Source organism: Amycolatopsis sp. NPDC057786 (genome assembly GCF_042797905.1).
Classification (GTDB): Bacteria; Actinomycetota; Actinomycetes; order Mycobacteriales; family Pseudonocardiaceae; genus Amycolatopsis.
The window spans coordinates 83,361-107,980 of the sequence record NZ_JBHVKW010000009.1 but is presented as its reverse complement, the minus strand read 5'-3'; the positions used below and the strand labels follow the sequence as shown (position 1 = coordinate 107,980).

General features: G+C 69.0%; 21 protein-coding genes. 18 read left to right on the top strand and 3 right to left on the bottom strand.

Going from position 1 to position 24,620, the window contains the following annotated elements; all coding sequences use genetic code 11:
* Positions 1 to 223 precede the first annotated feature (223 nt).
* From merB to ACFVM3_RS08955, 7 genes are all read left to right on the top strand, one after another.
* Positions 224 to 799 (top strand): organomercurial lyase, encoded by a 576-nt coding sequence (merB, locus tag ACFVM3_RS08985; protein ID WP_378437009.1) that lies wholly within the window; start codon positions 224 to 226, stop codon positions 797 to 799.
* Between the two features lie 117 nt (positions 800 to 916).
* Positions 917 to 2,689, top strand: coding sequence for an aspartate--tRNA ligase (gene aspS, locus ACFVM3_RS08980; protein WP_378437007.1), 1,773 nt, complete (start codon positions 917 to 919; stop codon positions 2,687 to 2,689).
* A complete protein-coding gene (locus ACFVM3_RS08975) occupies positions 2,689 to 3,630 on the top strand; it encodes a DUF389 domain-containing protein (RefSeq protein ID WP_378437005.1) in 942 nt (313 codons plus the stop codon). The genes aspS and ACFVM3_RS08975 overlap by 1 nt, the downstream gene beginning before the upstream one ends.
* Positions 3,631 to 3,709: 79 nt before the next feature.
* Entirely contained in the window at positions 3,710 to 4,897 is a 1,188-nt protein-coding gene (locus ACFVM3_RS08970) for a phosphotransferase (protein WP_378437003.1), read from the top strand.
* Between the two features lie 75 nt (positions 4,898 to 4,972).
* Positions 4,973 to 5,821: an SGNH/GDSL hydrolase family protein gene (locus tag ACFVM3_RS08965; protein ID WP_378437001.1), complete on the top strand. Its 849-nt coding sequence runs from the start codon at positions 4,973 to 4,975 to the stop codon at positions 5,819 to 5,821.
* Between the two features lie 43 nt (positions 5,822 to 5,864).
* A complete protein-coding gene (locus ACFVM3_RS08960; RefSeq protein WP_378437000.1) occupies positions 5,865 to 7,232 on the top strand; it encodes a replication-associated recombination protein A in 1,368 nt (455 codons plus the stop codon).
* 190 nt (positions 7,233 to 7,422) lie between these two features.
* Positions 7,423 to 8,475 (top strand): hypothetical protein, encoded by a 1,053-nt coding sequence (locus ACFVM3_RS08955; RefSeq protein ID WP_378436999.1) that lies wholly within the window; start codon positions 7,423 to 7,425, stop codon positions 8,473 to 8,475.
* 399 nt (positions 8,476 to 8,874) lie between these two features.
* Here ACFVM3_RS08955 and ACFVM3_RS08950 read toward each other — a convergent pair whose 3' ends face one another.
* The gene (locus ACFVM3_RS08950; protein WP_378436998.1) at positions 8,875 to 10,116 is read right to left on the bottom strand and encodes a DUF222 domain-containing protein; all 1,242 of its coding nucleotides are present in this window, start codon (positions 10,114 to 10,116) and stop codon (positions 8,875 to 8,877) included.
* Between the two features lie 262 nt (positions 10,117 to 10,378).
* Between ACFVM3_RS08950 and ACFVM3_RS08945 the strand changes: the two genes are divergently transcribed.
* From ACFVM3_RS08945 to ACFVM3_RS08895, 11 genes are all read left to right on the top strand, one after another.
* Complete coding sequence (locus ACFVM3_RS08945; RefSeq protein WP_378436996.1) at positions 10,379 to 11,956, top strand: fibronectin type III domain-containing protein; 1,578 nt, start codon at positions 10,379 to 10,381, stop codon at positions 11,954 to 11,956.
* 68 nt (positions 11,957 to 12,024) lie between these two features.
* A complete protein-coding gene (locus ACFVM3_RS08940) occupies positions 12,025 to 13,062 on the top strand; it encodes a BMP family ABC transporter substrate-binding protein (RefSeq protein WP_378436994.1) in 1,038 nt (345 codons plus the stop codon).
* Entirely contained in the window at positions 13,043 to 14,560 is a 1,518-nt protein-coding gene (locus ACFVM3_RS08935; protein ID WP_378436993.1) for an ABC transporter ATP-binding protein, read from the top strand. Before ACFVM3_RS08940 ends, ACFVM3_RS08935 begins: the two co-directional genes overlap by 20 nt.
* On the top strand, positions 14,557 to 15,561 hold the full coding sequence (locus tag ACFVM3_RS08930) for an ABC transporter permease (protein ID WP_378436991.1): 1,005 nt from the start codon (positions 14,557 to 14,559) through the stop codon (positions 15,559 to 15,561). The genes ACFVM3_RS08935 and ACFVM3_RS08930 overlap by 4 nt, the downstream gene beginning before the upstream one ends.
* Positions 15,558 to 16,415 (top strand): ABC transporter permease, encoded by an 858-nt coding sequence (locus ACFVM3_RS08925; RefSeq protein WP_378436989.1) that lies wholly within the window; start codon positions 15,558 to 15,560, stop codon positions 16,413 to 16,415. Before ACFVM3_RS08930 ends, ACFVM3_RS08925 begins: the two co-directional genes overlap by 4 nt.
* The gene (locus ACFVM3_RS08920) at positions 16,412 to 17,140 is read left to right on the top strand and encodes a nucleoside phosphorylase (RefSeq protein WP_378436986.1); all 729 of its coding nucleotides are present in this window, start codon (positions 16,412 to 16,414) and stop codon (positions 17,138 to 17,140) included. The genes ACFVM3_RS08925 and ACFVM3_RS08920 overlap by 4 nt, the downstream gene beginning before the upstream one ends.
* A complete protein-coding gene (locus tag ACFVM3_RS08915) occupies positions 17,137 to 18,267 on the top strand; it encodes an acyl-CoA dehydrogenase family protein (protein WP_378436985.1) in 1,131 nt (376 codons plus the stop codon). Before ACFVM3_RS08920 ends, ACFVM3_RS08915 begins: the two co-directional genes overlap by 4 nt.
* Complete coding sequence (locus ACFVM3_RS08910) at positions 18,267 to 19,277, top strand: s-methyl-5-thioribose-1-phosphate isomerase (protein ID WP_378436983.1); 1,011 nt, start codon at positions 18,267 to 18,269, stop codon at positions 19,275 to 19,277. Before ACFVM3_RS08915 ends, ACFVM3_RS08910 begins: the two co-directional genes overlap by 1 nt.
* Positions 19,274 to 19,990 (top strand): acireductone synthase, encoded by a 717-nt coding sequence (mtnC, locus tag ACFVM3_RS08905; protein WP_378436981.1) that lies wholly within the window; start codon positions 19,274 to 19,276, stop codon positions 19,988 to 19,990. Before ACFVM3_RS08910 ends, mtnC begins: the two co-directional genes overlap by 4 nt.
* Positions 19,987 to 20,619 (top strand): methylthioribulose 1-phosphate dehydratase, encoded by a 633-nt coding sequence (mtnB, locus tag ACFVM3_RS08900; RefSeq protein WP_378436979.1) that lies wholly within the window; start codon positions 19,987 to 19,989, stop codon positions 20,617 to 20,619. Before mtnC ends, mtnB begins: the two co-directional genes overlap by 4 nt.
* Entirely contained in the window at positions 20,616 to 21,194 is a 579-nt protein-coding gene (locus ACFVM3_RS08895) for an acireductone dioxygenase (protein ID WP_378436978.1), read from the top strand. Before mtnB ends, ACFVM3_RS08895 begins: the two co-directional genes overlap by 4 nt.
* A gap of 134 nt (positions 21,195 to 21,328) precedes the next feature.
* On the opposite strand, the gene ACFVM3_RS08890 is transcribed toward ACFVM3_RS08895, so the two are convergent.
* Both ACFVM3_RS08890 and ACFVM3_RS08885 read right to left on the bottom strand, forming a co-directional pair.
* Positions 21,329 to 23,698, bottom strand: coding sequence for a chitinase C-terminal domain-containing protein (locus tag ACFVM3_RS08890; protein WP_378436976.1), 2,370 nt, complete (start codon positions 23,696 to 23,698; stop codon positions 21,329 to 21,331).
* Positions 23,699 to 23,876: 178 nt separating this feature from the next.
* On the bottom strand, positions 23,877 to 24,548 hold the full coding sequence (locus ACFVM3_RS08885) for a VOC family protein (protein WP_378436974.1): 672 nt from the start codon (positions 24,546 to 24,548) through the stop codon (positions 23,877 to 23,879).
* Positions 24,549 to 24,620 lie beyond the last annotated feature (72 nt).

Here is a 24,620-nt window from a genome sequence, read left to right as displayed (position 1 = left end):
ATGGCGTGTTGCGAAAGCCCGGCGCCCGGCGACCTGTGCCACTTTCGCCTCAGGTGGCCAAAAGTGTGTCCTGTCCGCGCAATCGGCGAGAAGGTCCGTCCGGTCGCTCGATGTGCATTGTGAATTTTCTTACCGCACAACGCATTCGGCCGTTCGGCGCAGTGACTTGGCGGAAAACCTTTTCGTGCTTAACCTCAACGGGACGAAGGCGAGGAGGTGCCTGTTGACCACCCGTACGGATCGCACCGCCGCTGTCCGCATCGCCTGGGCCGCGACCAAGCTGACCAGGGCGGGCAGACACCCCATCGCCATCGGAAGACTCGCCGCCACCGTCGGCATGGATCCCGCCGAGGCCCACCGGCTGATGGACCTGATGGGTTTCGCCATCCGCGACGGCCTGGTCGTGATGGACCGCGGCTCGCGCCCGGCGGACCGCGCGAGCTCCGACCGGTACCGCGTCGACCTGTTCCTCCTGGCCGTCGCCACCGGTGAACCCGTGCACGCGGACGCCGTCTGCCCGGCGACCGGGGCACACGTACGGGTCCACTTCACCCGGGAAAGGGTCTTGAGTGTCGACCCGCCCCAGGCGGTGGTCGCGGCGTCGCGGTTGTCCGGTATCGACCTCGCCCTCGGTCAGGACTACGTCGAGGCGCTGGTCTGCTCGCAGTTCTTCGCGTCGCGGGAGGCGGCCTCGGGCTGGCTGCTGGAGAACATCGACGGCCGGGTCCTGTCCGTGCCGGACTACCTGGCGCACACCCGGCGGATGGTCGCGGCGCTGGAGGCCTGGCCGACGATCTGAGAACACCTGGTCGCGAGGCATCCGGGGCGATTCGTTAGCCTTTGACGTCGGCGCAGAGCAGTCGAACCGCAGCGCCGTCGAATCGCAGAATCGTGATGCCGAAGGAGAGCACCCGCAGTGCTTCGCACCCACAAAGCCGGCACCTTGCGTGCCGAGCACGCCGGTCAGACGGTCACCCTCACCGGATGGGTGGCTCGGCGGCGCGATCACGGCGGCGTCATCTTCATCGATCTGCGCGACGCCAGCGGCGTGAGCCAGGTCGTCTTCCGTGAGGGCGAGATGGCCGAGCGCGCTCACCAGCTGCGCTCCGAGTATTGCGTCCGCATCGTCGGCGAAGTCTCGAAGCGGCCGGAGGGCAACGCCAACACCGAGATCCCCACCGGTGAGATCGAGGTACTGGCCACCGAGCTCGAGGTCCTGTCCGAGGCCGCCGTGCTGCCGTTCCCGATCGACGACCGGGTCGACGTCGGCGAGGAGGTGCGGCTCAAGCACCGCTACCTCGACCTGCGCCGCAGCGGCCCCGCGGCCGCGATGCGCCTGCGCAGCGAGGTGAACCGCGCGGCCCGTGAGGTGCTGCACGCGCAGGAGTTCGTCGAGGTCGAAACCCCGACCATGACCCGCTCCACCCCCGAGGGCGCCCGCGACTTCGTGGTCCCCGCCCGGCTCAAGCCCGGTTCCTGGTACGCGCTCCCGCAGTCGCCGCAGCTGTTCAAGCAGCTGCTCATGGTCGGCGGTCTCGAGCGGTACTACCAGATCGCGCGCTGCTACCGGGACGAGGACTTCCGCGCCGACCGGCAGCCGGAGTTCACCCAGCTCGACATCGAGATGAGCTTCGTCGAGCAGGACGACGTCATCGCGCTCGGCGAGGACATCGTGACCGCGCTGTGGAAGCTGATCGGCGCCGACATCCCCCGGCCGTTCCGGCGCATCACCTACGCCGAGGCGATGGAGAAGTACGGTTCGGACAAACCGGACCTGCGCTTCGACCTCGAACTCACCGACATGACGGCGTTCTTCGCCGACACGCCGTTCCGCGTGTTCCAGGCGCCGTACGTCGGCGCCGTCGTGATGGCGGGCGGGGCCGACCAGCCCCGCCGCACCCTCGACGCGTGGCAGGACTTCGCCAAGCAGCGCGGCCACCGCGGCCTCGCGTACATCCTGGTCAACGAGGACGGCACGCTCGGCGGGCCGGTCGCGAAGAACCTGTCGGAGAAGGAGCGCGAGACGGTCGCCGAAGCCGTCGGCGCCAAGCCCGGTGACTGCGTCTTCTTCGCCGCTGGCAAGCCCGCCGACGCGCGTGCGCTGCTGGGCGCCACCCGGCTGGAGATCGGCAGCCGTCTCGGCCTGATCGACGAGAACGCCTGGTCGTTCGTCTGGGTCGTCGACTTCCCGATGTTCATCTCGGCCGAGGAGTCCGACGACGTCGCGGTCGGCGGCGGCAAGTGGAAGGCCCTGCACCACGCTTTCACCTCGCCGACCCCGGAGTGGATCGGCAAACTCGCCGACGACCCCGGCAACGCGCTGGCGTACGCCTACGACATCGTCTGCAACGGCAACGAGATCGGCGGCGGCTCGATCCGTATCCACCAGCAGGATCTGCAGAAGCAGGTCTTCGAGCTGATGGGCCTGTCCGAGGAAGAGGCGCAGGAGAAGTTCGGCTTCCTGCTCGACGCCTTCGCCTTCGGCCCGCCGCCGCACGGCGGGATCGCGTTCGGCTGGGACCGGATCGTCATGCTGCTGGCCAGGGCCGAGTCGCTGCGTGACGTCATCGCGTTCCCGAAGACCGGCGGCGGGTTCGACCCGCTGACCGCGGCTCCCGCGCCGATCACCGCCGAGCAGCGCAAGGAGGCGGGCATCGACGCCAAGCCCGCGCCGCCCGTGAAGAACTGATGCTCCATCTCAGGGCCGTGTGCCCGCCGGACCGGACCGAAGAAGCGATCCGGATCCTGCGGGCACACGCCGGGACGGCGCACCTCGTGGTGCATCGCGGGGTGGCGGTCGCGCCGGAGGGGGACCTGATCGAGGCGGACGTCGCGCGCGAGGCGACCGATGACATCGTCGAGTCGCTGTGCGGGCTCGACCTCGACCACACCGGCGGGATCACGCTGGAGGCGCTGGACACCGCGGTGTCCGACGCCGCCGACAAGGCCGAGGAAGCCGCACCGGGTGAGGCCGCGGACGCGGTGGTGTGGCAGGAACTCGTCGGCCGCACCGGCGAGGAGTCCCGCCTCACTTGGACATTTCAGGCGTTCCTGACGATCGCCTGCCTGCTGGCGGCGGTCGGCGTCGTCACCAACTCGGCGGTCACCATCGTCGGCGCCATGGTCGTGGGGCCCGAATTCGGCCCGCTGGCGGCGATCGCGGTCGGTCTGGTGCTGCGCCGGGGAGATCTCGTGAAGCAGGGCGGAATCGCGCTGCTCGGCGGTTTCCCGATCGCGATGGTCGTCACGCTCGGTGTGGTTCTGCTCGGCGATGCCGCGGGCGTGCTCGAAGTGAGCAAGCTCGCCGAGAACCACGAGGTGGATTTCGTCTACAAGGTCGGAGTCGCGTCGCTGATCGTCGCGTTGCTCGCCGGCGCGGCCGGGATGCTTTCCATGACTTCGGCCAAATCCGCCGCGCTCGTCGGGGTGTTCATCTCGGTGACGACGGTGCCCGCTGCGGGTTACGCGGTGGTCGCGGCGGTTGCCGGTCAGTGGGAACGGTGCCTTTATTCGGCCGGTCAGCTGCTGGTCAATCTCATCGGAATCGTTGCAGCTGCGGCCATTGTGCTGACATTGCGCCGTCGTGGGCAACGATCGAGGGTGACGGAACGTCCGCTTTCACGCGGATGAGTCCCAGATCGCGCCAGTGCGCGCGATTGCCCGGATCTCAGTGGTCATGGTTGCTCAGTCACGAGTAGGGTCGGTGGCAATGACAGTCGATACCTCCTCTGCCGACGATTCGACCGTCGGAGCTGGAGCCGAAACCCTCGCCGTCGCGGCCGCGCTCGCCGCCGGCGAGTCGGTCCTCTCGCGCCGATTCGGCAGCGCGATCACCCTCGTCGCCCCCGAAGACCTCGCCGGCAGCGGTCCGGCCACGGTCGTGCGGGCGCGGGTGGCGTCGTCGCCGTTCGCGTTGCCGCGCACCCTGGTCATCAAGCACTACCCCGACCAACCCGAACCGGGACGGCCCGACCCGTTCGCGCAGGAGGCGGTCAGCTACCAGCTGTTCACCGCGCTCGCGCCGGAGGACCGCATGTGCCCGGAGCTGCTGGCCCACGACGGCCGGGACCGCGTCCTGGTGATCGAGGACCTCGGCGGTGTCCCAACGCTGCACGACAAGCTCCACGCGCGTGACGCGCGCGGCGCCGAACGGGCGCTGCTGTCCTGGGCCCGGTCGCTGGGCAGGCTGCACGCGAGCACGGCGAGCCGCGAGCCCGACTTCAACGCGCTGCTGCGTCGCCTGGGCGGCCCGGTCAAGAACGAGGACGCGCCGCTGCCCGCGGTTTGCGCGCAACTGCCCGGCCTGCTGGAGGAACTGCTCGACGTCGAGACGCCGGAGCCGGTCCAGCAGCGGGTCATGGAGGTCGCCGAGCGAGCGGGCTCGCCGTCGTACCGCGCGTTCAGCCCCGTGGATCTCAGCCCGGACAACAACCTCGTGACCAGCGGGGGAGTGCGGTTCCTCGACTTCGAACGCGGCCGGGTGCGCAGCACCCTGATGGACGCGGCGTACCTGCGGCTCCCGTTCGCGTCGAGTGAAGACGCGCTGGCGCTGCCGCCGGGGATGAGCGAGGCGATGATCGCGGCCTGGCGGGCCGAGGTCGTCTCGGTCTGGCCCGCGCTCGCGGACGAGGACGCGCTGGCCGAGCACCTGCTGGACGGTCAGTTGCTGCTGTTGTGGGTCATCACCTGGGAGATCCTCCCGGAGCTGGATCTGGACCGGCACGCCACGCCGATCAGCCGGGAGGCCGCGCTGGTCACCTGGTGGCGGGAACTGGCCAAGCACTCGCTGCGCGCCCGGCTGACCCACATCTCCGAGCACGCCACCAGGGTCGCCGCGGCGCTCGGCGCGAGGCTCGGGCCGCACGCGGATCTCGCGTTCTATCCGGCGTTCCGGTAGCCACCGCACGGACTTTTCGCTCGACCGTCCTCGCCGCGTTACCCAGGCATCACCACGGGTGAGTCTGCGTGGCCGATGGTGGCTACCGTGACCGTGATCGGTGTCGAAGTCACTCCGAGTCCCGAACCTCTCCTTCCTCCCGCGCCCGCCGTCCCGAGGTCCGCGCGCAGACTGGTCGTGCTCGGCGATTCCACGGCCGTGGGCCTTGGTGACCCGCTGCCGGACCGAGGCGGCTGGCGCGGGGTCGGCCCGCTCGTCGCCGAGGCGCTGGGTGTCGAGCCGGACGGCTACCTGAACCCGTCCTTCACCGGCGCGCGCATGGGCTGTGTGCTGACGAAGCAGCTTCCCGTGGCCGTGGCGCACCGGCCGGACGTCGCGCTGGTGGTGGCGGGCATGAACGACACGCTGCGTCCCGATTTCAGCGCCGAGAAGATCGCCGCGGACCTCACCGAGGTGATCCGTGCGCTGGCCGCTGTGGGCACGACCGTGGTCCCGGTGCGCTATCACGACCACGGCAAGGTGTTCCGCCTCCCGCAGTCGCTGCGGCGGGCGTTGAGCCAGCGGGTGGCCGAGCTGAACGCCGCCATCGACGGGGTCGTCGAACGTGAGGGCGTGCCGTGTCTCGACCTCGAACTGCTGCCCGGTGCCTACGACCTCACCGCGTGGAGCGTCGACCGGCTGCACCCGTCGGAACTCGGGCACCGGATGCTGGCGACCGGATTCACCGAACGGCTCGCCGAGGCAGGGTTCGCGGTGCCGCGGCCGGTGAGCCTGACCTGCTCGGGAGGGGTGGAGCCGAGCACCGCCGGGCACGTCGGCTGGCTGGTGCTGAAGGGCATCCCGTGGGTGTGGCGGCGCGGTCGCGAGTTCGTGCCGTACGCGGCCGTGATCATGTGGCGTTCGTTCCGGGAGCGGCTGCGCTGACCTGTGACCGGAACCGTCGGTGGGTGCGGCTACCGTCGACACCGTGGCACAGGACGAACTCTTCACCGTGAACCCCGATCTCGGGCCGCCGCCGGAGCCGGCCGAGCCGAGGGATGTCGCCGTCCCGGCGGGCTCGCCGCTGGCGGTGCGGATGCGGCCGCGTTCGCTCGACGAGGTCGTCGGTCAGCAGCACCTGCTGCGTGAGGGCGCGCCGCTGCGGCGGCTCGTCGAAGGCGCGGCTCCCGCTTCCGTGCTGCTCTACGGTCCGCCGGGGACGGGCAAGACCACGCTGGCGAACCTCGTCTCGGCCGCGACCGGCCGCCGGTTCGTGGCGATGTCGGCGTTGTCGGCCGGGGTGAAGGAGGTGCGCGGGGTCATCGAAGAGGCCCGTCGCCGCCGGAACTACAACGCCGAGAACACGGTGCTGTTCATCGACGAGGTCCACCGGTTCTCCAAGACACAGCAGGACGCCCTGCTCGGCGCCGTCGAGGACCGGACGGTGCTGCTGGTGGCCGCCACCACGGAGAACCCGTCGTTCTCCGTGGTCTCGCCGCTGCTTTCGCGGTCGCTGGTACTCCAGTTGCGGCCGCTGACCGACGCCGACATCGTCGCGCTGATCGAGCGCGCCCTGACCGACGAACGCGGTCTCAACGGCGAACTCACCCTGACCGAGGACGCTCGGGAACATCTGGTGCGGCTGGCCTCCGGCGACGCGCGGCGCGCGCTCACCGCGCTGGAAGCTGCCGCGGACGCGGCGAGCGCGACGGAGGCCAAGACGATCGACCTCGCCATCGTGGAGTCCACAGTGGACAAAGCGGCGGTGCGCTACGACCGCGACGGCGATCAGCACTACGACGTCATCAGCGCGTTCATCAAATCGATCCGGGGGTCCGATGTGGACGCCGCGCTGCACTATCTGGCGCGGATGATCGAGGCGGGAGAGGACCCGCGGTTCCTGGCCCGCCGTCTGGTGGTGCACGCGAGCGAGGACATCGGTATGGCCGATCCGACGGCGCTGCAATCGGCCATCGCGGCGGCGCACGCGGTGCAGTTCATCGGGATGCCGGAAGGCCGTCTCGCGCTGGCGCAGGCGACCGTGCACCTGGCGACGGCGCCGAAGTCGAACGCCGTCATCACCGGTATCGACGCCGCGCTCAGCGACGTCCGGTCCGGGCGGATCGGGACGGTGCCACCGCATCTGCGGGACGGGCACTACGCGGGAGCGGAGAAGCTCGGCAACGCGAAGGGCTACCGGTATCCGCACAACGTGCCGGAAGGTGTTCTGGCGCAGCAGTACCCGCCAGACGAGCTGGTGGGGCGGGACTACTACGAGCCGACGCAGCGAGGGGCGGAGCGGACGTTGTACGAGCGGGTGCCGAAGCTGCGGCGCACGATCCGGGGTGAGCGTTAGTTTCGCATTCGGCGCATTTCCGAGGCGATCGGTAACGTTCGACGATCATGGGGCTATATGCCCTGTGGCTGGGGGATCACCGGGTTGTCGCGCTGGATGGGATTCCCCGTGCTCGACCACGCAGGCGAGCAGAACGAAACTGACAACCTCACCTATGACACTCAGGGGTACTTCCAGAATTCGTGTTTTGATGGCCTCATCCGTCGCGGTTTTCGCCGTGGTGACCGGAGTCGCCGTACCCTCGGTGGCCACCGCCGCTCCCGCGGGGGCTTCAGTCGTGACGCAGACGTCGGACGAGGTACGCACCAACGCCGCGGCTATCGTCGGGCTCACGGTCACGCCGGAACTGTTGCGCGTCAGTGAAAGCGACTTCGTCTACGAGATCTACCAGGCCGCGAAGCTGCGAGGCGAGACCGCGCAGGAGGTTCAGTTCGCGGCACTCGACGCCTACACCGGCGGGTGGACCTCGTTGTTCCTCAAGACCGGGATCTACGAGGCGCATCAGCGAGACCTGGACCGTGAAGCGGTCTACCAGGCCCGGCGCGCTGAGCGACAGCCCGCCGCCACGCTGCTCGGTTTCGAGCTGACTTCGCTCCTGCTGGCCAACGACGACAAGAACTTCGTGTTCGCGTTGTGGGAGCGGGCCGCCAAGGGTTCGTTCGTGAAGTCCTCCGCGGGCAGGGTTTTCAGCGGAACGCCGGCGGAACAGAAGGAGTTCATCGTCCGCGGCATCTTCATCGAGCACCAGCGTGATGCGGACGCGGCGAAGGAAGCAGCCGAAAAGGAAGCCGCGGAAAAGAAGCTTCGCGACGCGCGGGTGAAGGCGGCCGCCGTCGTCGGCATGGACCCGGCCTTGGCCGCGCAGCTGACGGACGAGTACTTCGTGCAGCAGATCTGGACCCGCGACCTGGCGCCTCGGGACTCCGAGGTGTGGTACCGGGCTTACCACAGCCGGACGCCGGAGCAGTGGCGGACTTTCATCGACACCGGCATCTTCGAGGCCGCGGCCAAGGACAAGGTGGATGGCATCAAGGTCCGCGCCGCCGCCGTCGTCGGTATCGAGGCCGGATACGCCAGGTACCTCCAGGAGGGTCCTTTGGTTCGCGAGATCTGGAACAGGGCGAGGTCAGGGAGCCAGGTGCAGGCGGCCGCTTATCGGGCGCTGCAAAGCGAATCGCCCGCTCAGTGGCGGGTCTTTCTGGAGAAGGACATCTTTGTCGCCGATGCGGCGGACAAGTCCTGATTCGTGTCTGATGGGGGCGGCGATTAGGCGAGTGCTGTGGCCGAAGTCCCGTGGTCGCTGTTCCGTGAAGGACTCCTTGAGGGACCTGGGTTCCTCGAAGTTCCCCTCATAGCCACGAGACTCAGTGGCACCGCCAGTCACAGCGGGGGCGCGTGAAGGCCCTCTTCCTTGCGCCTAGGTACAGGAAGGGGGCCTTCATGTACTTCAGATCCCGGGGTTGTCCGCTGGACGTGACCTCGTCCATGACGCCGAGGTCGTCGCGTTGAAGGGGTGGCATCGGCAGGTAGTGAAGGCCTCCTTCCCTACTCTCAGGGTAGGTAAGGAGGCCTTCACGGACCGGCCAAGGTGTGGGCATGGCGAGGGGCCCGTCGCCGGTGTGGCTGGCGGGCTCGTCGGTGGTCAGCGGTGGTGGAGGGTGTTGCGTCTGGGTTGTCGGAGTGGGTCTCGGTATTGGGGTGGGATGAATTCCGGTAACCCGTCGGTGGCCATGCGGACTTGCCAGTCGCCGTGGTGGATGAGTCGGTGGTGGAATCCGCAGAGCAGCACGAGATTCCGGAGATCCGTCGGCCCGCCGTCTGACCAGTGCACGATGTGGTGAGCGTGGCAATTCTTGGGTTTGCGATGGCAGCCGGGGAAGGCACAGCCACCGTCGCGGATGTTCAACGCGCGGCGTTGGCCGGGGGTGACGAACCGGCGGAGTCGTCCGACGTCGAGGGGTTCTCCGGCGGCGCGCAGCACGACCGGCAGCATCAGGCAATCGCAGGCGGCGAGCCGCGCTTCCCGGGCGGTCATCGTGCCGACGAAGTCCAGGCAGGCGGTCCCGAGACCCGTCTTGAGTTCGTCGAGGCTGATGGTGACGTTCACGAGAGTGCGGTAGCCGCTGGTGCCAGGCTGATCTGGGCACGCGATGGCAAGGTCGAGGATGTCGACCCACGCGTCGCCCATGCGCTCGCATTTCATCCGCAGATCCGCCTGCCCGAATTCATCGACCGGTCGAGGCTGGGCGTAGGCCTCCAGTGCGGCGGCGGTGCGGGCCCCGGTCTCGTCATCGAGGAGGCCGGTCAGCTTCCAGAATCCGTCTTTTCGGCGTTCCAGGGTGATTTCCCGGTGCGGCTCTTTGGGTTCCGGGTCTTTCGGCTCGTTGCCGTCGGGATCGAGCAAGGCGAGGAGGTTCGCTTCGGCTTCCGCGAGCTGGCGAGGACCGGCGTCGCGGGCGAGATTCGCGAGGATCTTCTCCGCACTGGACCGGTCTTCGTCGGGGAGTTTCTTCAAGATCTCCAGGATCTGATCGATCCGTTCGTCCCCGACCAGGCCTTCGGCGGCGACCGCGGCGGTGGCGGGTGCGGCAGGCGGGACTTCGGTGCCATCCAACGCGCGGGTGGGGTTCAACGCGAGCGCCCGCTTCACCACCGGACCTGCTTCACCGCGCGACAACCCCGCCACATCCGCGAACCACTTATCGGTACGGCCGTAGCCGTACAAGTCTTTGACGCCCCGAGACTCGATCTCCGCCAGGAATCTCCCCAGCCCGGCGGTGGCCATCCGAATCACCCGCAGAGACTGCTGCACGCCATGCGCAAGTTCCAGCTTGCCGGCACGCCACAACTCCTGCGGCAACTCGGGAAGGAAGGTCTCGGACACCCCTCAATAATACCGCAAAACAATCGAACACGCGTTCGTAATTTTAAGTCACAATGCAAAAGCGAAACAACACTGAAGGGTGATGATCTCTCATGTAGCCGCAGTTAGTCGACTAAATGCGACCTGGGCGAGAAGACGTTCGCGAGAGATCGTGAAGGTAAAGCTCGCTTGAGAATTCCTTGAGTCCACCCTGGACGGTTCGACCGCTCCCGTTCGTCTCACCGTCGCGAGCCGAACATATCCGTCGGCGACCATCTCGCGTATGGAAATCCCGAGGGTCGGTGTTCCCGACGCGCTGGCGTCACGCCTGTCGATGGCCGAACAACACGAGTACCTGAGCCGCCGCACGATGCTCAAGGGAACCGGAGCGCTGCTCGCTGCTGGGCCGTTTCTGGTGCAGGGCACCGCGTACGCCGACGGTGAGAAGGTCGTCCCGGCGGGACGGCATCTCGCGTTCGGCCGGAATCCGCGGACGTCGATGCGGGTCGCGTGGCAGGTACCGGCGCCGGTGCGGAAGCCGTTCCTGCGGATCGCCGACGGGCACGGCGGCTGGAGCCACCGGATCCCGGCCGAAGTCCGTGCGCTGCACTCCGAGGTCGCCGGGGTCATCGCGCCGTACGACCAGTACTACCTGCACGCCGAGGCCGACCACCTCTGGCCCGGCCATACTTACCGTTACGCCGTCGGGCACGAGGGTTTCGACCCGGCATCGGGGGACGGCGGGCCCGCCGCGATCTCGACCTTCACCACCGCGCCCGCCCGAGGGATCCCGGCGGGCAAGTTCACCTTCACCGCGTTCGGTGACCAGGGCGTTTCGACCACGGCGCTCGCGCAGGACGGCGCGGTCGCGCGACAGAATCCGCGTTTCCACCTGCTGGCGGGCGACATCGCGTACGCCGACCCGAGCGGAGCGGGCAAGCCGCCCGGTAACAAGCCCGACGCCGACCACGACCTCTTCGATCCCAAGGTCTGGGACGCCTACTACCGGCAGATCGAGGGCGTCGCGGCGTCGGTGCCGTGGATGGTCACCACCGGCAACCACGACATGGAGGCCCTCTACTCGCCCGACGGCTACGGCGGCCAGCTCAAGCGCTGGGACTTCCCCGGCAGCGGCCCGCACGACTGCCCGAGCGTGTACTCGTTCATCTACGGCAACGTCGGGGTGATCTCGCTCGACGCCAACGACGTCTCCTACGAGATCCCGGCCAACCTCGGCTACTCGCACGGCTCCCAGACGGCGTGGCTCAAACGCCGCCTGCGGTACCTGCGCTCGCAGCCGGACGTCGACTTCGTCGTGGTGTTCTTCCACCACTGCGCCTACTCGACGACCAATCAGCACGCCTCCGAGGGCGGCGTCCGCGAGCAGTGGGTCCCGTTGTTCGACGAGTACCGCGTCGACCTCGTGATCAACGGCCACAACCACATCTACGAGCGCACCGACGCCCTGCGTGGCGGCAAGGTGATCCGGGAAGTCAAGATCGGCGACACGGTCGAGCCGGACCGCGACGGCACCGTGTACGCGACCTGCGGTGGCGGCGGGAAGAGTCTCTACAGCTTCCCGGTGCCCGACACGTTCGCAGGGGAGTTCCAGTCGTACCACTGGGTTCAGGGTGGCGAGAAGGTGACCGAGACCGTGTCCTGGTCGCGGGTGCGCTACACCGGTTACTCGTTCCTCGCGATCGACGTCGAGCCCGCCTGGTCCGGCCGCCGGACGACGCTCACCGTGCGGACCTTGCGCAACGATGGCGCCGAGATCGACCGGTTCACCCTGCGCCGCACCGCCGGCGTCCACCGTTCCCGGCACGCGTCGGTCCTCGGCGCCGACCTCGGCGACGTATAACGACCTACACAGGTCCGCATGGTGGGACTCGGTGTCATATCGTGGACCGGAGACATAAGGTCCGGGACATGTCGCCGAGAACCTTCCTGCGGGCCGTCATGGCCGTTTCCGCCGTCACGCTCCTCGCCGCGTGCAACGCCTCGGCCAAGGACCCGGCCGCCCAGAACGCCGCGGGGCCCGCGCTGGTCCTGATCACGCCGAGCCCGGTCGGGGTCAACGACTTCCTGAAGCTCGCCGTCCAGGGCATCGAGGACTCGGCCAAGAAGCACAACGGGACGCAGAAGGTCTACCAGAGCACCGATCCGGCGTCGATCCAGCAGAATCTCGCGGCCGCGGTGCGCGAGAAGCCCGCCGTGATCGTCGCCGTCGGCTTCAACTTCGCCGACGCGATCGCGGCTGAGGCCGAGCGCAATCCCGAGCAGAAGTTCCTCTTCGTGGACTCCTGCACGACCAAACCGTTCCCGAACGTCACCTGCGCGGTGTTCCGTGAGCACGAGGGCAGCTACCTCGCCGGTGCCGAGGCCGGGCTGCTGAGCAAGAGCGGCAAGGTCGGCGCGGTCGTCGTACTCGACACGCCCCAGTTCCGCCGGTACTCGATCCCGTTCGGGCAGGGTGCGGAGAAGGCCAAACCCGGCACCACGCTGGCCCCGCTGTTCATCGGCGGCGCGAACCCGTTCAACGACCCGGCTCGTGCGAAGGCGCTGGCAGGCACACTCGCCGCCCAGGGCGTCGACCACGTCATGGGCGCGGCCTCCGCGGCGGGCAACCTCGGTGTGTTCGAGGCGGCCAAACAGGGCGGGTTCTTCGCGTTCGGCGTCGACGCCAACCAGTGCCCGGCGAGCCCCGGACAGGTCGTGGACAACGTCATCAAACGCACCAACGTCGTCGTCGGCGACGGGGTCGACGCGATCCTCGGCGGCAAGACCGGCGAGACGAAGTCGTACGGCGTCAAGGAGAAGGGTATTTCCCTGACCGGGCTGGAGCCGGACGCCGCGACCTCGCAGTGCGTCGTCGCGAGCCACCCCGACGTGCTGGCCAAGGTAGGCGAACTGCGGGACCAGATCGTCTCGGGCGCGATCGTCGTCGATGACCCCGCCAAGTCCTGACGCCGTCTCGCTCCGGGGGATCGTCAAGCGGTTCCCCGGAGTGCTCGCGAACGACCACGTGGACCTCGACGTCGGCAGCGGCGAGATCCACGCCCTGATGGGCGAGAACGGCGCGGGCAAATCGACGCTCATGTCCGTGCTCTACGGTCTGCACCGGCCCGACGAGGGCACGATCTCCCTGCACGGCGAGGAAGTCTCTTTCGGCTCGCCCGCGCAGGCCATCGACGCCGGTGTCGGCATGGTGCAGCAGGGGTTCGCGCTGTTCGGGGAACTCACCGTCACCGAGAACGTCGTGTTCGGCAGCGAACCGACCCGCCGCGGCCTGCTGGACCGCAAGGCGGCGACGGCGCGCGTCACCGAACTGATCGAACGGCACGAACTGCGGCTGCGGCCCGGCGACCGCGTCCGTGACCTGCCGGTCGGGCTCCGTCAGCGCGTCGAGATCCTCAAACTGCTGTACCGCGAGGCCGGTGTCCTGATCCTCGACGAACCCACCGCCGTACTGACCCCGCCCGAGACCGAGCGGCTGTTCGGCGTGCTGCGCGCCCTCGCCGCCGAAGGCCGCACCATCCTGCTGGTGTCGCACAAACTCCAGGAGGTCCTCGCCGTCAGCGACCACGTCACGGTGCTGCGGGACGGCCGCGTCAGCGCGCGCGGGCGCACCGCGGACCAGACGGCCGCCGGGCTCGCCGCGGCGATGACCGGCCGCGAGGTCGACCTCGACCGTGTCCACCCGGCCGGGACGCCTGGCGGCGCCGTCCTCGAAGCCCGTTCCCTGACAGTTCCCGGTACGGAAGGAAAACCGTTGTTGGACAACGTGTCTCTGACCGTGCGCGCCGGGGAGATCGTCGGCGTCGCCGGGGTCGCGGGCAACGGGCAGGCGGAGCTCTCCGCCGCCATCACCGGTCTCCTGAAGACCGGCGGTAGCATTGTCCTCAATGGACAGAGGCTCGACGGCCTGTCGGTCCGCGCACGGAGGGACGCCGGGCTCGCCCACGTCCCGGAAGACCGCGCCGAGGTCGGCTCCGCGCCCACAGCGAGCCTGCGGGAGAACCTCGCCGTCGGCTTCCACCGCAAGCGACCGTTGGCGCGCAAGGGATTCCTGCGTCGCAAGGCGATCGACGAGCACGCGTCGGCGATCATCGCGGACTACGACGTCCGCGCGTCCGGCCCCGCCGCCGCGATGGGCACGCTGTCCGGCGGGAACCAGCAGAAAGCGATCTTCGGCCGTGAGCTCACCCACGACGCGCCGTTCCTGCTGGTCGAGCAGCCCACCCGCGGCGTCGACGTCGGCGCGATCGAGAACATCCACGCCCGGCTCGTCGCCCATCGCGACGCCGGGCACGCCGTCCTGCTGATCTCCGCCGAACTCAGCGAGATCCTCGCGTTGTCGGACCGCGTGCTGGTGCTGTTCGAGGGCCGGATCGTCGGGGAGTTCACCAAGGACGAGGCCGATCAGCACACGATCGGCCTCGCGATGGCCGGAGGTGCCGGATGACCCGCGTCCGCCTCATCGCCGTCCCGGTCGCCGCCGCGCTCGTGCTCGGCGCGATCCTGTTGCTGGCCACCGGAACCGACCCGCTGGCCGCGTACGGCGCGATCGTCTCGGGCGCTTTCGGGCCCGACGGCATCGGCGACACCCTCGCCTACGCCGTCCCCGTCGCGGGGATGGCGACCGCGTTGGCGATCCCGCTGCGCGCGGGCATGGTGAACCTCGGCGGTGAGGGACAGCTCGTGCTCGGCGCGGTCAGCGCGCTCGCCGTCGGCCTGTACGTCCCCGGCCCCGGGCCGGTCAAGGTGATCCTCGCGCTGCTCGCGGGTGTCCTCGCCGGGGCCGCGTACGCCGCGCTGGCCGCGGTCTGCGAGAACCGGCTCGGTGTCCCGTTGCTGATCAGCACACTGCTGCTGAGCTATCCGGCGATGTCGCTCGCCGGGTATCTGGTGCGTTTCCCGATGAAGGACGCCGGCTCCAGCCTGCCGCAGAGCCCGCAACTGACCGAAGGCGCGCGGCTGCCCGAGATCGACGGCGTGACGACCGGGATCTTCCTGGTGGTGGCGGTGATCGCGGTCTACACGGTGATCGACGCCCGCACTCCCGCCGGTTTCGAGACGAAGGTGACCGGTTGGGCGCCGCGGTTCGCGGCCTATGCCGGGATCGACCGGCCGAAACTCACCCTGCGGCTGCTGGCCGCCTCGGGCGGGACGGCCGGGCTGGTCGGCGCGATCGCCGTCCTCGGTTTCCCGTACCGGTTCATCGACGGCGCGCTGATCACGCCGCAGTACACCTGGATCGGCCTGCTCGCGGCGCTGCTCGCCGGGGCCAGCCCGCTCGGGACGCTGCTCGCGGCGGTCTTCTTCGCGGCGCTGACCAGCGGCGGGTTCGCGATGGAACGCGCCACCCAGGTCCCGCGCGAACTGACCGCCGTCCTGCAAGCGGTGCTCATCATCTTCCTGGCGGCGACTTCGGGCGTCTTCAAGCGGAAGGCGAGGCGGGCATGATCGACGCGAGCCTGTTCTCCTCGGCGCTCACCGCGTTGACGCCGATCCTGTTCGCCGCGCTCGCGGGCGCGCTGTGCCAGCGGGCCGGGGTCTTCAACATCTCGCTCGAAGGCTCGCTGCTGGTCGGCTGCTTCGGCGCCGTCGCCGGGAGCTGGTACACCGGGAGCGCGTGGATCGGTGTCGTCGTGGCGGTGATCGCGGCGACGGCGTACTCGCTGATCCTCGCGATCGGTTCGATCACCTTCGACGGTGATCCGATCGTCCTGGGCGTCGCGAGCAACCTGCTCGCGGTCGGCCTGACGAGCTTCCTGATCCGCACCGTCTTCGGCACCGAAGGCTCGTTCAGCGATCCGTCGTTGCAAGGGCTGGGCCAGTTCGGGCCGATCCCCGGGCAATCGTTGCTGGTCTACCTGTCCTGGCTGGCCGTACCCGCGCTCGCGGTGCTGCTGTACCGGCATCCGTGGGGGCTGCGGCTGCGCGGTGTGGGCGAGCGTCCGGAAGCGGCGTCCAGTCTCGGTGTCAACGTGACCAAATACCGCTACGGGGTGATCCTCGCAGGGGGAGCGCTGTGTGGTCTCGGCGGCGCGCAGCTGGCACTGGGCTCGGTGACGCTCTTCGCCGAGAACATGACCGCGGGCCGCGGCTGGATCGCCGTCGTAGCGGTCATGCTGGGCCGCGCGCATCCGCTCGGCGTGCTGCTCGCGGCACTCCTGTTCGGTCTCGCCGAGGCGTTCGGCTTCCGGCTCCAGGGAATCGGGTTGCCACAGCAGGCCACCGACGCGGCTCCCTATGTCGTCACGCTCGTGGCGCTGTTCCTGTCCAACTTCAAGCGCAAGAAGGGACAGCCCGCGTGAGCGACGTCCTGCCCATCACCAAGATTCCCCGGCACGGACTGCCGCCGCGTGCGCTGGTCGTGGGCGACCCGGACCGCGCGACAGCGGTGGCCGGATCGCTGGAGAACGCCGTCCTGGTCGGCCAGAACCGCGAGTATCGCAGCTACACCGGAACCTGGAAGGGCGTCCCGGTCGTCGTGTCGTCGCACGGTGTCGGCGGCCCCGGCGCGTTGTGCCAGTTCGGCGAGCTGGCCGAGGCGGGCGTCCGCACGTTCCTGCGGCTCGGCACAGCCGGTTCGCTGGCCGAGGGGATCGTCGACGGCGATCTCGTCATCGCCGAGGCCGCGGTCCGCGACGACGGCGTCACCCAGCAGCTGATCCACCCGGAGTACCCGGCGTTCGCCACCCCGGAGATCGTCGTGGCGCTGAGTCGCGCGGCACCGGAAGCGCACCGGGGCGTGGTGTGGACGCGGGCCGCGTTCAGCCCGCTGGTGCTCACCCTCCCGATGGCCGAGTACCTGGCCGCGCGGGTGATCGCCATTGAGATGGAACTCTCCACGTTGCTGGTGTTCGCGGCATTGCGCGGCCTGCGGGCCGGTGGTGTGCTCGTGATCGACGGCGACGCGCGGCCCGAGCACCCCGACCCGTCGGCCTACGACCCGCATCGCGACGTCGTGGCCGAGGGGGTGGCGAGGGCGACCCGCGTGGCCCTCGACGCTCTCATCGACGTGGAAGGGGCGGAATGACCGAAGTGTGGAGAAAAGCGGCTCTCGAGCTGGCGGGCACCCTGGCGGCGGACGCGGCCGAGCGGGACCTCGCCGGGCGTCTCCCGGTCCAGGAAGTGGGCCTCCTGCGGGAGTCCGGCCTGTTGCCTTTGCTCGACACCGCCGGCTGGGCGGCAGCGAACGAAGCCACTCGGATCGTCTCCGCCGCCGACGCGTCGGTCGGCCATCTGCTCGGATACCACTACCTGCAGCTTTGGCGCACCGGCCTGTTCGGGCCGCGCGCGGCGAGCGAACCGGGCTGGTTCTGGGCGGGCGTCAGCAACCCTCTCGACGCCGCGCTGCTCCTGACCCCGGTCGACGGCGGATTCACCGTCGAGGGCACCAAGACCTTCGCCACCGGCGCGGCCGTCGCCGATCGCCTGGTGGTCAGCGCGACCAGGACCGACAACGGTGAGAAGCTGACCTTCGTCGTCGACGCGCGGGCCGACGGGATCACCTTCCCCGGTGAATGGGACAACATCGGTCAGCGGCTCACCGCGAGCGGTGCGGTGCGGTTCGAGGGCGTCCGCGTCGCCGACGACGACGTGCTCGGCGCCCAGCCGGAAGACCAGTCGGATCCGAAGTCGCCCCGTGTCTCCCTGGCGGCGATCGGTTTCCAGCTCATGCTCGCGCAGGTGTACGTCGGCCTCGCGTCGGGCGCACTCGACGCCGCGGCCGTCTACACGCGGGAGACCGCGCGACCATGGACACTGTCCGATGTGGACAAAGCGGCGCAGGACCCGTACATCCTGGCCGGCTACGGCGAGCTGGTCGCGACGGCACGGGCGGCCGGATTCGCCGTCGACGCCGCGGTCGCCGCCCTCGGCGAGGCCGACGAGCGCGGGTTCAAGCTGACCGCCGCCGAACGCGCCGAAGCGGCGATCGCGATCTCGTCGGCGAAGATCGTCGCGAGCCGGGCCGCGGTCGAAACCACGAGCAAGGTCTTCGAGTTCACCGGCGCGCGGGCCACCGCGACGAAGTACGGGTTCGACCGCTTCTGGCGCAACGCCCGCACGCTGACCTTGCACGACCCCGTGACGTACAAGGCGCGCGAGGTCGGCGACCACTTCCTCAACGGGATTCCGCCGTGCCTTTCGGGGTACAGCTGATGACGCTGCCGATCCTCGCCGAAAGCGTCCGCCTCGACGACGAAGGCGTGCACATCCTCGACCGCCGGATCTTCCCGTTCGAGCGGGAATGGGTGCTGTGCCGGACTTCGGAAGAAGTCGCGGTGGCCATCGAAGAGATGGTCACGCAGTCTTCCGGGCCGTACTTCGCCGCGTTGGGCGCGATGGTGCTCGCCGCCCGGGAGGCGAGCGGTCTCGCCGACGCCCGTGCGTATCTGGAGCGGGCGGGGGAGCGGATCGTCGCGACCCGCAAGACCAACAACCATCTGCGCAAGGCCGTGGCCGCCGTACTGTCCGAAGTGGACAAGTCGGCGGGCGACCTCGTCGAAGCGGCGACGGCCGGGGCACGGGCGGGTGACGAGTTGTATCGGTCGCGCAGCCGCGCGCTCGGTGAGCACGCGGCCGCGCTGGTCCCGGACAGGGCGACCGTGCTGACGCATTGCTGGGCGGACCTGTACCTGGTCGAATTCGTGCTCGCCGCGCGGCGGCAGGGCAAGGAGTTCTCCTTCCTGTGCACGGAAACCCGGCCGTACCTGCAGGGCGCGCGGCTGACCGCCGAGACGCTCGCCGAGATGGGCGCCGAGACCCGGCTGATCACCGACGGGATGGGCGCCGCGGTGCTGTCCTCGGGAGAGGTCGGCGCGCTGGTGACCGCGGCCGACCGGGTCACCATGGACGGCCACGTCGTCAACAAGATCGGCACGCTGGGGCTCGCGGTGGCGGCGGAGGCGTTCGGCGTGCCGTTCTACGCGATGGTCCAAGCACCCGACCAGGCGGTACCGACCGGCGCCGACGTGCCGATCGAATACCGCGACGGCGACGAGGTGCTGAGCGCGCTCGGCCACCGCGTCGCGAGCGAACGCGTCCGTGGGCACTATCCGGCCTTCGACGTGACACCACCGCGTTTCGTGACGGCGGTGGTGACCGACCGCGGGGCCTTCGAGCCCGGACGGCTCCGCGAGTACTACGCAGAAGGGGAAGCGAACCAGTGACCGCAACGCTGACCGCCCGATGGGTGGTCCTCGACATCGAGGGCACGCTGACCGCCACCAGCTACGTGCACGTGACCCTCTACGACTACGCGCGCCCGCGGCTGGGCCCGTGGATCGACGACCACCCGGACGACCCCGTGGTCGCCGGTGCCGTCGCCGAGATCAAGGAACTCGGCGGGCTCCCGGCGGACGCGTCCACAGTGGACGTCGTGCGGGTGCTGCACGGCTGGATGGACGCCGACCAGAAGATCGCGCCGCTGAAGACGTTGCAGGGGCTCATCTGGCAGCGCGGGTACGCCGAGGGCGACCTGACGACGGAGTTCTTCGGCGACGTCGCCCCGGCGCTGCGGTCGTGGCACGAGTCGGGGCTGCGGCTCGCGGTGTTCTCGTCCGGTTCGGTCGCGGGGCAGATCGCGTCGTTCTCGCGGACCACCGACGGCGACGTCACCGGCCTGTTCGAGAAGCATTTCGACACCGTCAACGCCGGGCCGAAACGCGAGGCGCCGTCATACCGGGCGATCGCCTCCGCGCTGGAAGCCGAGCCGGGCGACATCGTGTTCTTCTCCGACGTCCCCGCCGAACTCGACGGGGCCGCCGCCGACGGCTGGCAGACCGTCGGCCTCGCCCGCGAGGGTGAACCGTTCGGCGACGCCGATTTCGGGACGCACCGGACGATCCGGACATTCGACGAGGTGAAGGTCGTCCCTCGATGAGTGTTCTGGAACTCGCCGGACGCGCGCTGGCCGAAGAATCCGCCCGGATCGCCGGGCTGGGCTGGATGCGGGGAACGTCCGGCAACCTCTCGGTGGTGCTCGGGCGCGATCCGCTGCGGGTCGCCGTCACCGTCAGCGGCCGGGACAAAGGCGAGCTGACCAGCGACGACGTGGTGGTGGTCGGGGAGGACGGGGTGGCCGTCGCCGACCAGCCGCATCCGGAGAAGGTGCCGTCGGCCGAGGCCGGGCTGCACGCCCGCATCGCGGCGGTGTCGGGTGCGGGAGCGGTGATCCACGTGCACGCCCTCGCGCCGGTGGTGGCCGCCGAGCACTGGCCGGACGGTGTCGAACTGCGTGACCTGGAGATGCTCAAGGGTTTCGGCCGCGCCGCGCACGACGACCTGGTGACCATCCCGGTGATCGCCAACGGCCAGGACATGCGCGTGCTCGGTGACACGTTCGAGGCGGGGTTCCGGGCGGACACGCCGGCGGTGATCGTCGCGCGGCACGGGATCTACGTCTGGGGGGATGACCTGCGCCACGCGCGTCATCGCCTGGAATGTTTGGAGTGGTTGCTCCGGTTCCGGGTAGAGACAAGACTTGTCGGTGGAGAAAGGGGAGTGCGATGACCCTGCTGACCGTGTGGCCGGACGACCGGCCCGGCGAGATCGCGCTCAGGACCGAGGATCCGGCCGTGATCACCGGGGAACTGGGGCGGCTCGGCGTCCGCTTCGAACGGTGGGACCTCGTCCCGGATCTGCCGCGCGAGGTGACGCCCGAGCAGGTGCTGGCCGCTTACGAGGAGCCGATCGCCAAGGTCTCGGCGGCTGAGGGCTACACGTTCGTGGACGCCGTGCGCATGACTCCGTCGGACGAGCCGGGCTGGGCCGCCGAGGCCGCCGAAGCCCGGCAGAAGTTCCTCGCCGAGCACACTCACGACGATGACGAAGACCGCTTCTTCGCGCGCGGGGCCGGCGTGTTCTACCTGCACGTCGGGGGCAAGGTGTACGCGGTGCTGTGCGAGGCGGGGGATCTGCTGAGCGTGCCCGCGAACACCACGCACTGGTTCGACATGGGGACGCGGCCCGACTACGTGTCCATCCGGTTCTTCCACGACGATGGCGGGTGGGTCGGCAACTTCACCGGCGCGACGCTGGCCGGGGACTTCCCGGGGTACGACGAGTTGACGGCCGGGCGTTACTGAGGCTTCGGGCTTTCGCGACGCCGAGTGCCACTGAGTCCACCTGACCCGTTCATGACGCTCCGGACGCTATGAAAGGTCCTTTCCTTGCAAAATTCGCAAGGAAAGGACCTTTCATAGCGCGCTGCCGGGCTCGGTCAGGCGGGGGCCCAGAGGGCAGGCACGTTCGGCGGTTCCCAGCCGGGCAGGGACCGGTGGCCCTGGCGGCACACGTAGGCCGCGCCGTTGTGGGTCACGCGAGCACCGGTGGCGTAGTCGGTGTTCGGCTTCCAGGCGTCGGACGGCACCGTGGTGGTCGTCGTCGGGGTGGTGGTCGTCCGCGTCGTCGTCGGACTGGTCGTGGTGGTCGTCGTACCGGTGGTCGTGGTGGTCGTCGTCGGCGGGGCACCGCCGCCACGCGGGTGATCCGACGCGATCGCGTACGTCGTCCCGCCGAAGGTGAACGTGAAGTTCGACGGCGAAGCGATCGGCATGTAGTAGTTCAGCCGGATCTCGACGGTGGCGCCAGGTGCGATGTTCTGCCAGGTCGGCACGGTCACCGCGACGTGCTGGAAGTCTCCCTTCATCCCGCCGACGTTGGGTCCGCTGTGGCCCTTGCTCGTGACCGTCAGCCCGAAGCCGGACTGGTCGGACATGCTGCCGGGCGCGCTGGTGCCGTAGTCGAACTCGATCTTCGTCCCACCGGGGATGGTGGTGGTCGAATTGTTGGTGATGCGCATCCGCGGGGTGATGGGATAGTTCGCGTCGCCCAGTGCGAATCCGGTCAGGTTGACGTTCGCGTTCAGCACCGAAGACGGCGCGGGACGCGGCGACTTGGCGTTGCCGTACGGGGCGGCGCCGCGCAGACCGTCGTTGATCTTCGTGATCAGCGTGTCGCCCATGAAGTACTGGCCCTTGGCCTCGTCGAAGGCGTAGTCGCCCGCCAGTTCCCAGATCATGATGCCACCGATGCCCTTGTCGGCCACGTATTTGGCCTTCGTGGCGAGCGAGGCTTCGTCCTCAGTGGACAGGAACACCTTCTTGTCGTTGTTCCACAGCCACGGCGTCACCATCGTGTTGTCGTAATACCTGTTGTAGGAGCCGGAGATCCGGTCCGCCGGGTCGGTCTTCGGCGTCAGCCCGTACGCCTCCAGGTAGTCCGGGGTGATCTCGTTTTCGAGGTTCTTCGCGTGCCACATCGGGTTCGCGCCCGCGGGGACCTCGCCGCCCGCCAGGCCGAGGTCGTGCCAGAGGTTGTCGATGCCGATCGCGCCGTTGCCGCACGGCACCGTCGAACCGACGTGGGATCCGGTGCCCGGTGGACACTGTTTCTGGTCCGGCAGCGGCGCCTTGCCCCACAACCCGTTCGTCCCGCCGGACACGCCTTGCCAGCCGCGGGTGTAGAACCCGACGCCGATGTTGATCCGGCCGGCCTGCATCGCACCGCGGAAGTAGTGATAGGCCCAGTCGGTGTTGAGATAGCCCTGCCCGTCGTACTGCGGTGTCGTGTACACCTGCCAGTGCGCGAGTTCCGCGTCGTTGCCGGAGTCGTAGAGCGCGGCGTTCGGCCCGACGAACTGGTTCCACGCGCCGTGCAGGTCGTAGCTCATCATGTTGGCGTAGTCGAGATAGCGCGTGACGCCGTAGACCTCCTGGCCGCGCAGCAGCCAGCCGGAAGCGGGCACGGCGGCGGTCAGCAGGTAGTGCTTGCCGTCGGCGGCGCCCGCGCGGTCGAGCTTTTCGCGCAGCGTGCGCATCAGGTTCTCGTAGCCCGCCCAGAGGGTGCCGCGGTTGGCCTGCGCGATCCAGTAGTCGTCCGGGTTGCCGGCGTAGTTCGCCGACGTCGCGTACTCGTAGTCGATGTCCGCACCGTTGAAACCGTAGGTGCGCAGGAATTGCACGACGGAATCCGCGAAGACGTCGATACCCGCCTGGGTCTGCGTCATCTTGTAGAACCCGCCGGAGGCGTTGCGGGTGCCGTCGGGGTTCAGGAAGCCGCCGGTCTCGGCCCAGCCGCCGATCGAGATCAGCGACTTCACGTTCGGGTGCTGTTTCTTGTACTTGGTCAGCAGGTTGAAATGTCCCTTGTAGGGCAACGACGGGTCCATCTCGGCGCCGGGAACGCCCGGCCATTCCATGCCGATGGACTCGTTGGTCGCGCTCGGCGCGCCGACCGACACCTTGTTCTGCGCGTCCACATGCGCGAACGCGTAGTTGAGGTGAGTGACCTTCGACCACGGGATGTTGTTGACCAGATAGGCCGGTGCGCCGTTCTTCCCGGTGCGCCAGCTGGTGAAGTAGCCGATCACGCGGCGGGAATGCCCTTCTCCCAGGGATTCGCGGCCCGCGGTGTCGTAGACGGTGCAGTAGGGGGTGTCGACGCCCGGTGTTGAGTACAACCCGTCGGGACGGCAGTCCTCATGGCCTGCCGCGTTCGACGGGGACGGGGTGATGACGACGATCATGAGTCCGGCCAGCGTGATGAGCGACGCCAGCAGGGGGAGTGGTTTCCTGGTTCTCCTTGGCACGCCGAACCTCCGACAGTGGAAGATGGCCCTCGGTCCCAGCAGCTTGAGCCGCTGACCTGCCGCGCGTCAATAGGTGTAGACCAATTTCCATCCGGTGCCGTACGGCGGAGCGTACCTGTGGTTCGTCAGGTCCGGCTTCGTCGGCGGTGGCCATACTCCCGGCCACATCCCGTGCGTGTTATGCCGCCGTTTCCCGTACCACGAAGGAAAACTCGTTCCCATCGGGATCCGCCATCTCCACCTGTCCGTCCCCCGCGCCGAGGCGTGACGCGCCGAGCGCGACGAGCCGCTCGACTTCCGGCAGGGAGCCGGACAGGACGAAACGCAGCCGGTTCGGCCCGGTCTTCGGGGTGAACGGCGGACCGCCCCAGGTGATCTTCGGGCCGCCGTGCGGTGTGCGGATCGCCGTTTCCTGATCCTGGTCCCAGACCAGCGGCCGGCCGAGTGCCTCGCTCCAGAAGTAGCCGACCTCTTGCGAACCGTCGCACGCGACGGCACCGACGAAACCGCAGTCGGCGAGGAAGTCGTTGCCCGGCTCGATGACGCAGAACTCGTTGCCCTCGGGGTCGGCGAGCACCACGTGCTTCTCCTCGGGGCGCTGGCCGACGTCGATGTGGCCGCCGCCGAGTTCGAGCGCCCTGGCGACCGTCCGCTTCTGGTCATCGACGGACTCGCTCGTCAGGTCGAAATGCATCTGGTTCTGGCGGATCTTCGGTTCTTCCGTAGGCAGGAAGCGAAGCTGGAAACCGATGCCGCCGTCGATGTCCCGGCCGAGGAGGCCCGTCCAGAAACGGGCGAGACGACGCGGGTCGCGCGCGGCGAAAGTGAGCGCCTGCAGGGTGACGGCCATAAGGGACGCTAGGAATACCGAAGGTCCACACGCAACCGAATAAGGCGCGGTCCCCCATGGAGTGGACCCGCT

Bases quoted from the DNA above. Each gene is read 5' to 3' on its own strand.
- ACFVM3_RS08930 (WP_378436991.1), top strand. From the start codon at position 14,557: ATGACCCGCGTCCGCCTCATCGCCGTCCCGGTCGCCGCCGCGCTCGTG.
- mtnB (WP_378436979.1), top strand. From the start codon at position 19,987: ATGAGTGTTCTGGAACTCGCCGGACGCGCGCTGGCCGAAGAATCCGCC.
- ACFVM3_RS08965 (WP_378437001.1), top strand. From the start codon at position 4,973: ATGGTGGCTACCGTGACCGTGATCGGTGTCGAAGTCACTCCGAGTCCC.
- ACFVM3_RS08885 (WP_378436974.1), bottom strand. From the start codon at position 24,548: ATGGCCGTCACCCTGCAGGCGCTCACTTTCGCCGCGCGCGACCCGCGT.
- ACFVM3_RS08945 (WP_378436996.1), top strand. From the start codon at position 10,379: ATGGAAATCCCGAGGGTCGGTGTTCCCGACGCGCTGGCGTCACGCCTG.
- ACFVM3_RS08975 (WP_378437005.1), top strand. From the start codon at position 2,689: ATGCTCCATCTCAGGGCCGTGTGCCCGCCGGACCGGACCGAAGAAGCG.
- ACFVM3_RS08955 (WP_378436999.1), top strand. From the start codon at position 7,423: ATGGCCTCATCCGTCGCGGTTTTCGCCGTGGTGACCGGAGTCGCCGTA.
- ACFVM3_RS08925 (WP_378436989.1), top strand. From the start codon at position 15,558: ATGATCGACGCGAGCCTGTTCTCCTCGGCGCTCACCGCGTTGACGCCG.
- ACFVM3_RS08895 (WP_378436978.1), top strand. From the start codon at position 20,616: ATGACCCTGCTGACCGTGTGGCCGGACGACCGGCCCGGCGAGATCGCG.
- ACFVM3_RS08940 (WP_378436994.1), top strand. From the start codon at position 12,025: ATGTCGCCGAGAACCTTCCTGCGGGCCGTCATGGCCGTTTCCGCCGTC.
- ACFVM3_RS08970 (WP_378437003.1), top strand. From the start codon at position 3,710: ATGACAGTCGATACCTCCTCTGCCGACGATTCGACCGTCGGAGCTGGA.
- ACFVM3_RS08935 (WP_378436993.1), top strand. From the start codon at position 13,043: ATGACCCCGCCAAGTCCTGACGCCGTCTCGCTCCGGGGGATCGTCAAG.
- ACFVM3_RS08915 (WP_378436985.1), top strand. From the start codon at position 17,137: ATGACCGAAGTGTGGAGAAAAGCGGCTCTCGAGCTGGCGGGCACCCTG.
- ACFVM3_RS08910 (WP_378436983.1), top strand. From the start codon at position 18,267: ATGACGCTGCCGATCCTCGCCGAAAGCGTCCGCCTCGACGACGAAGGC.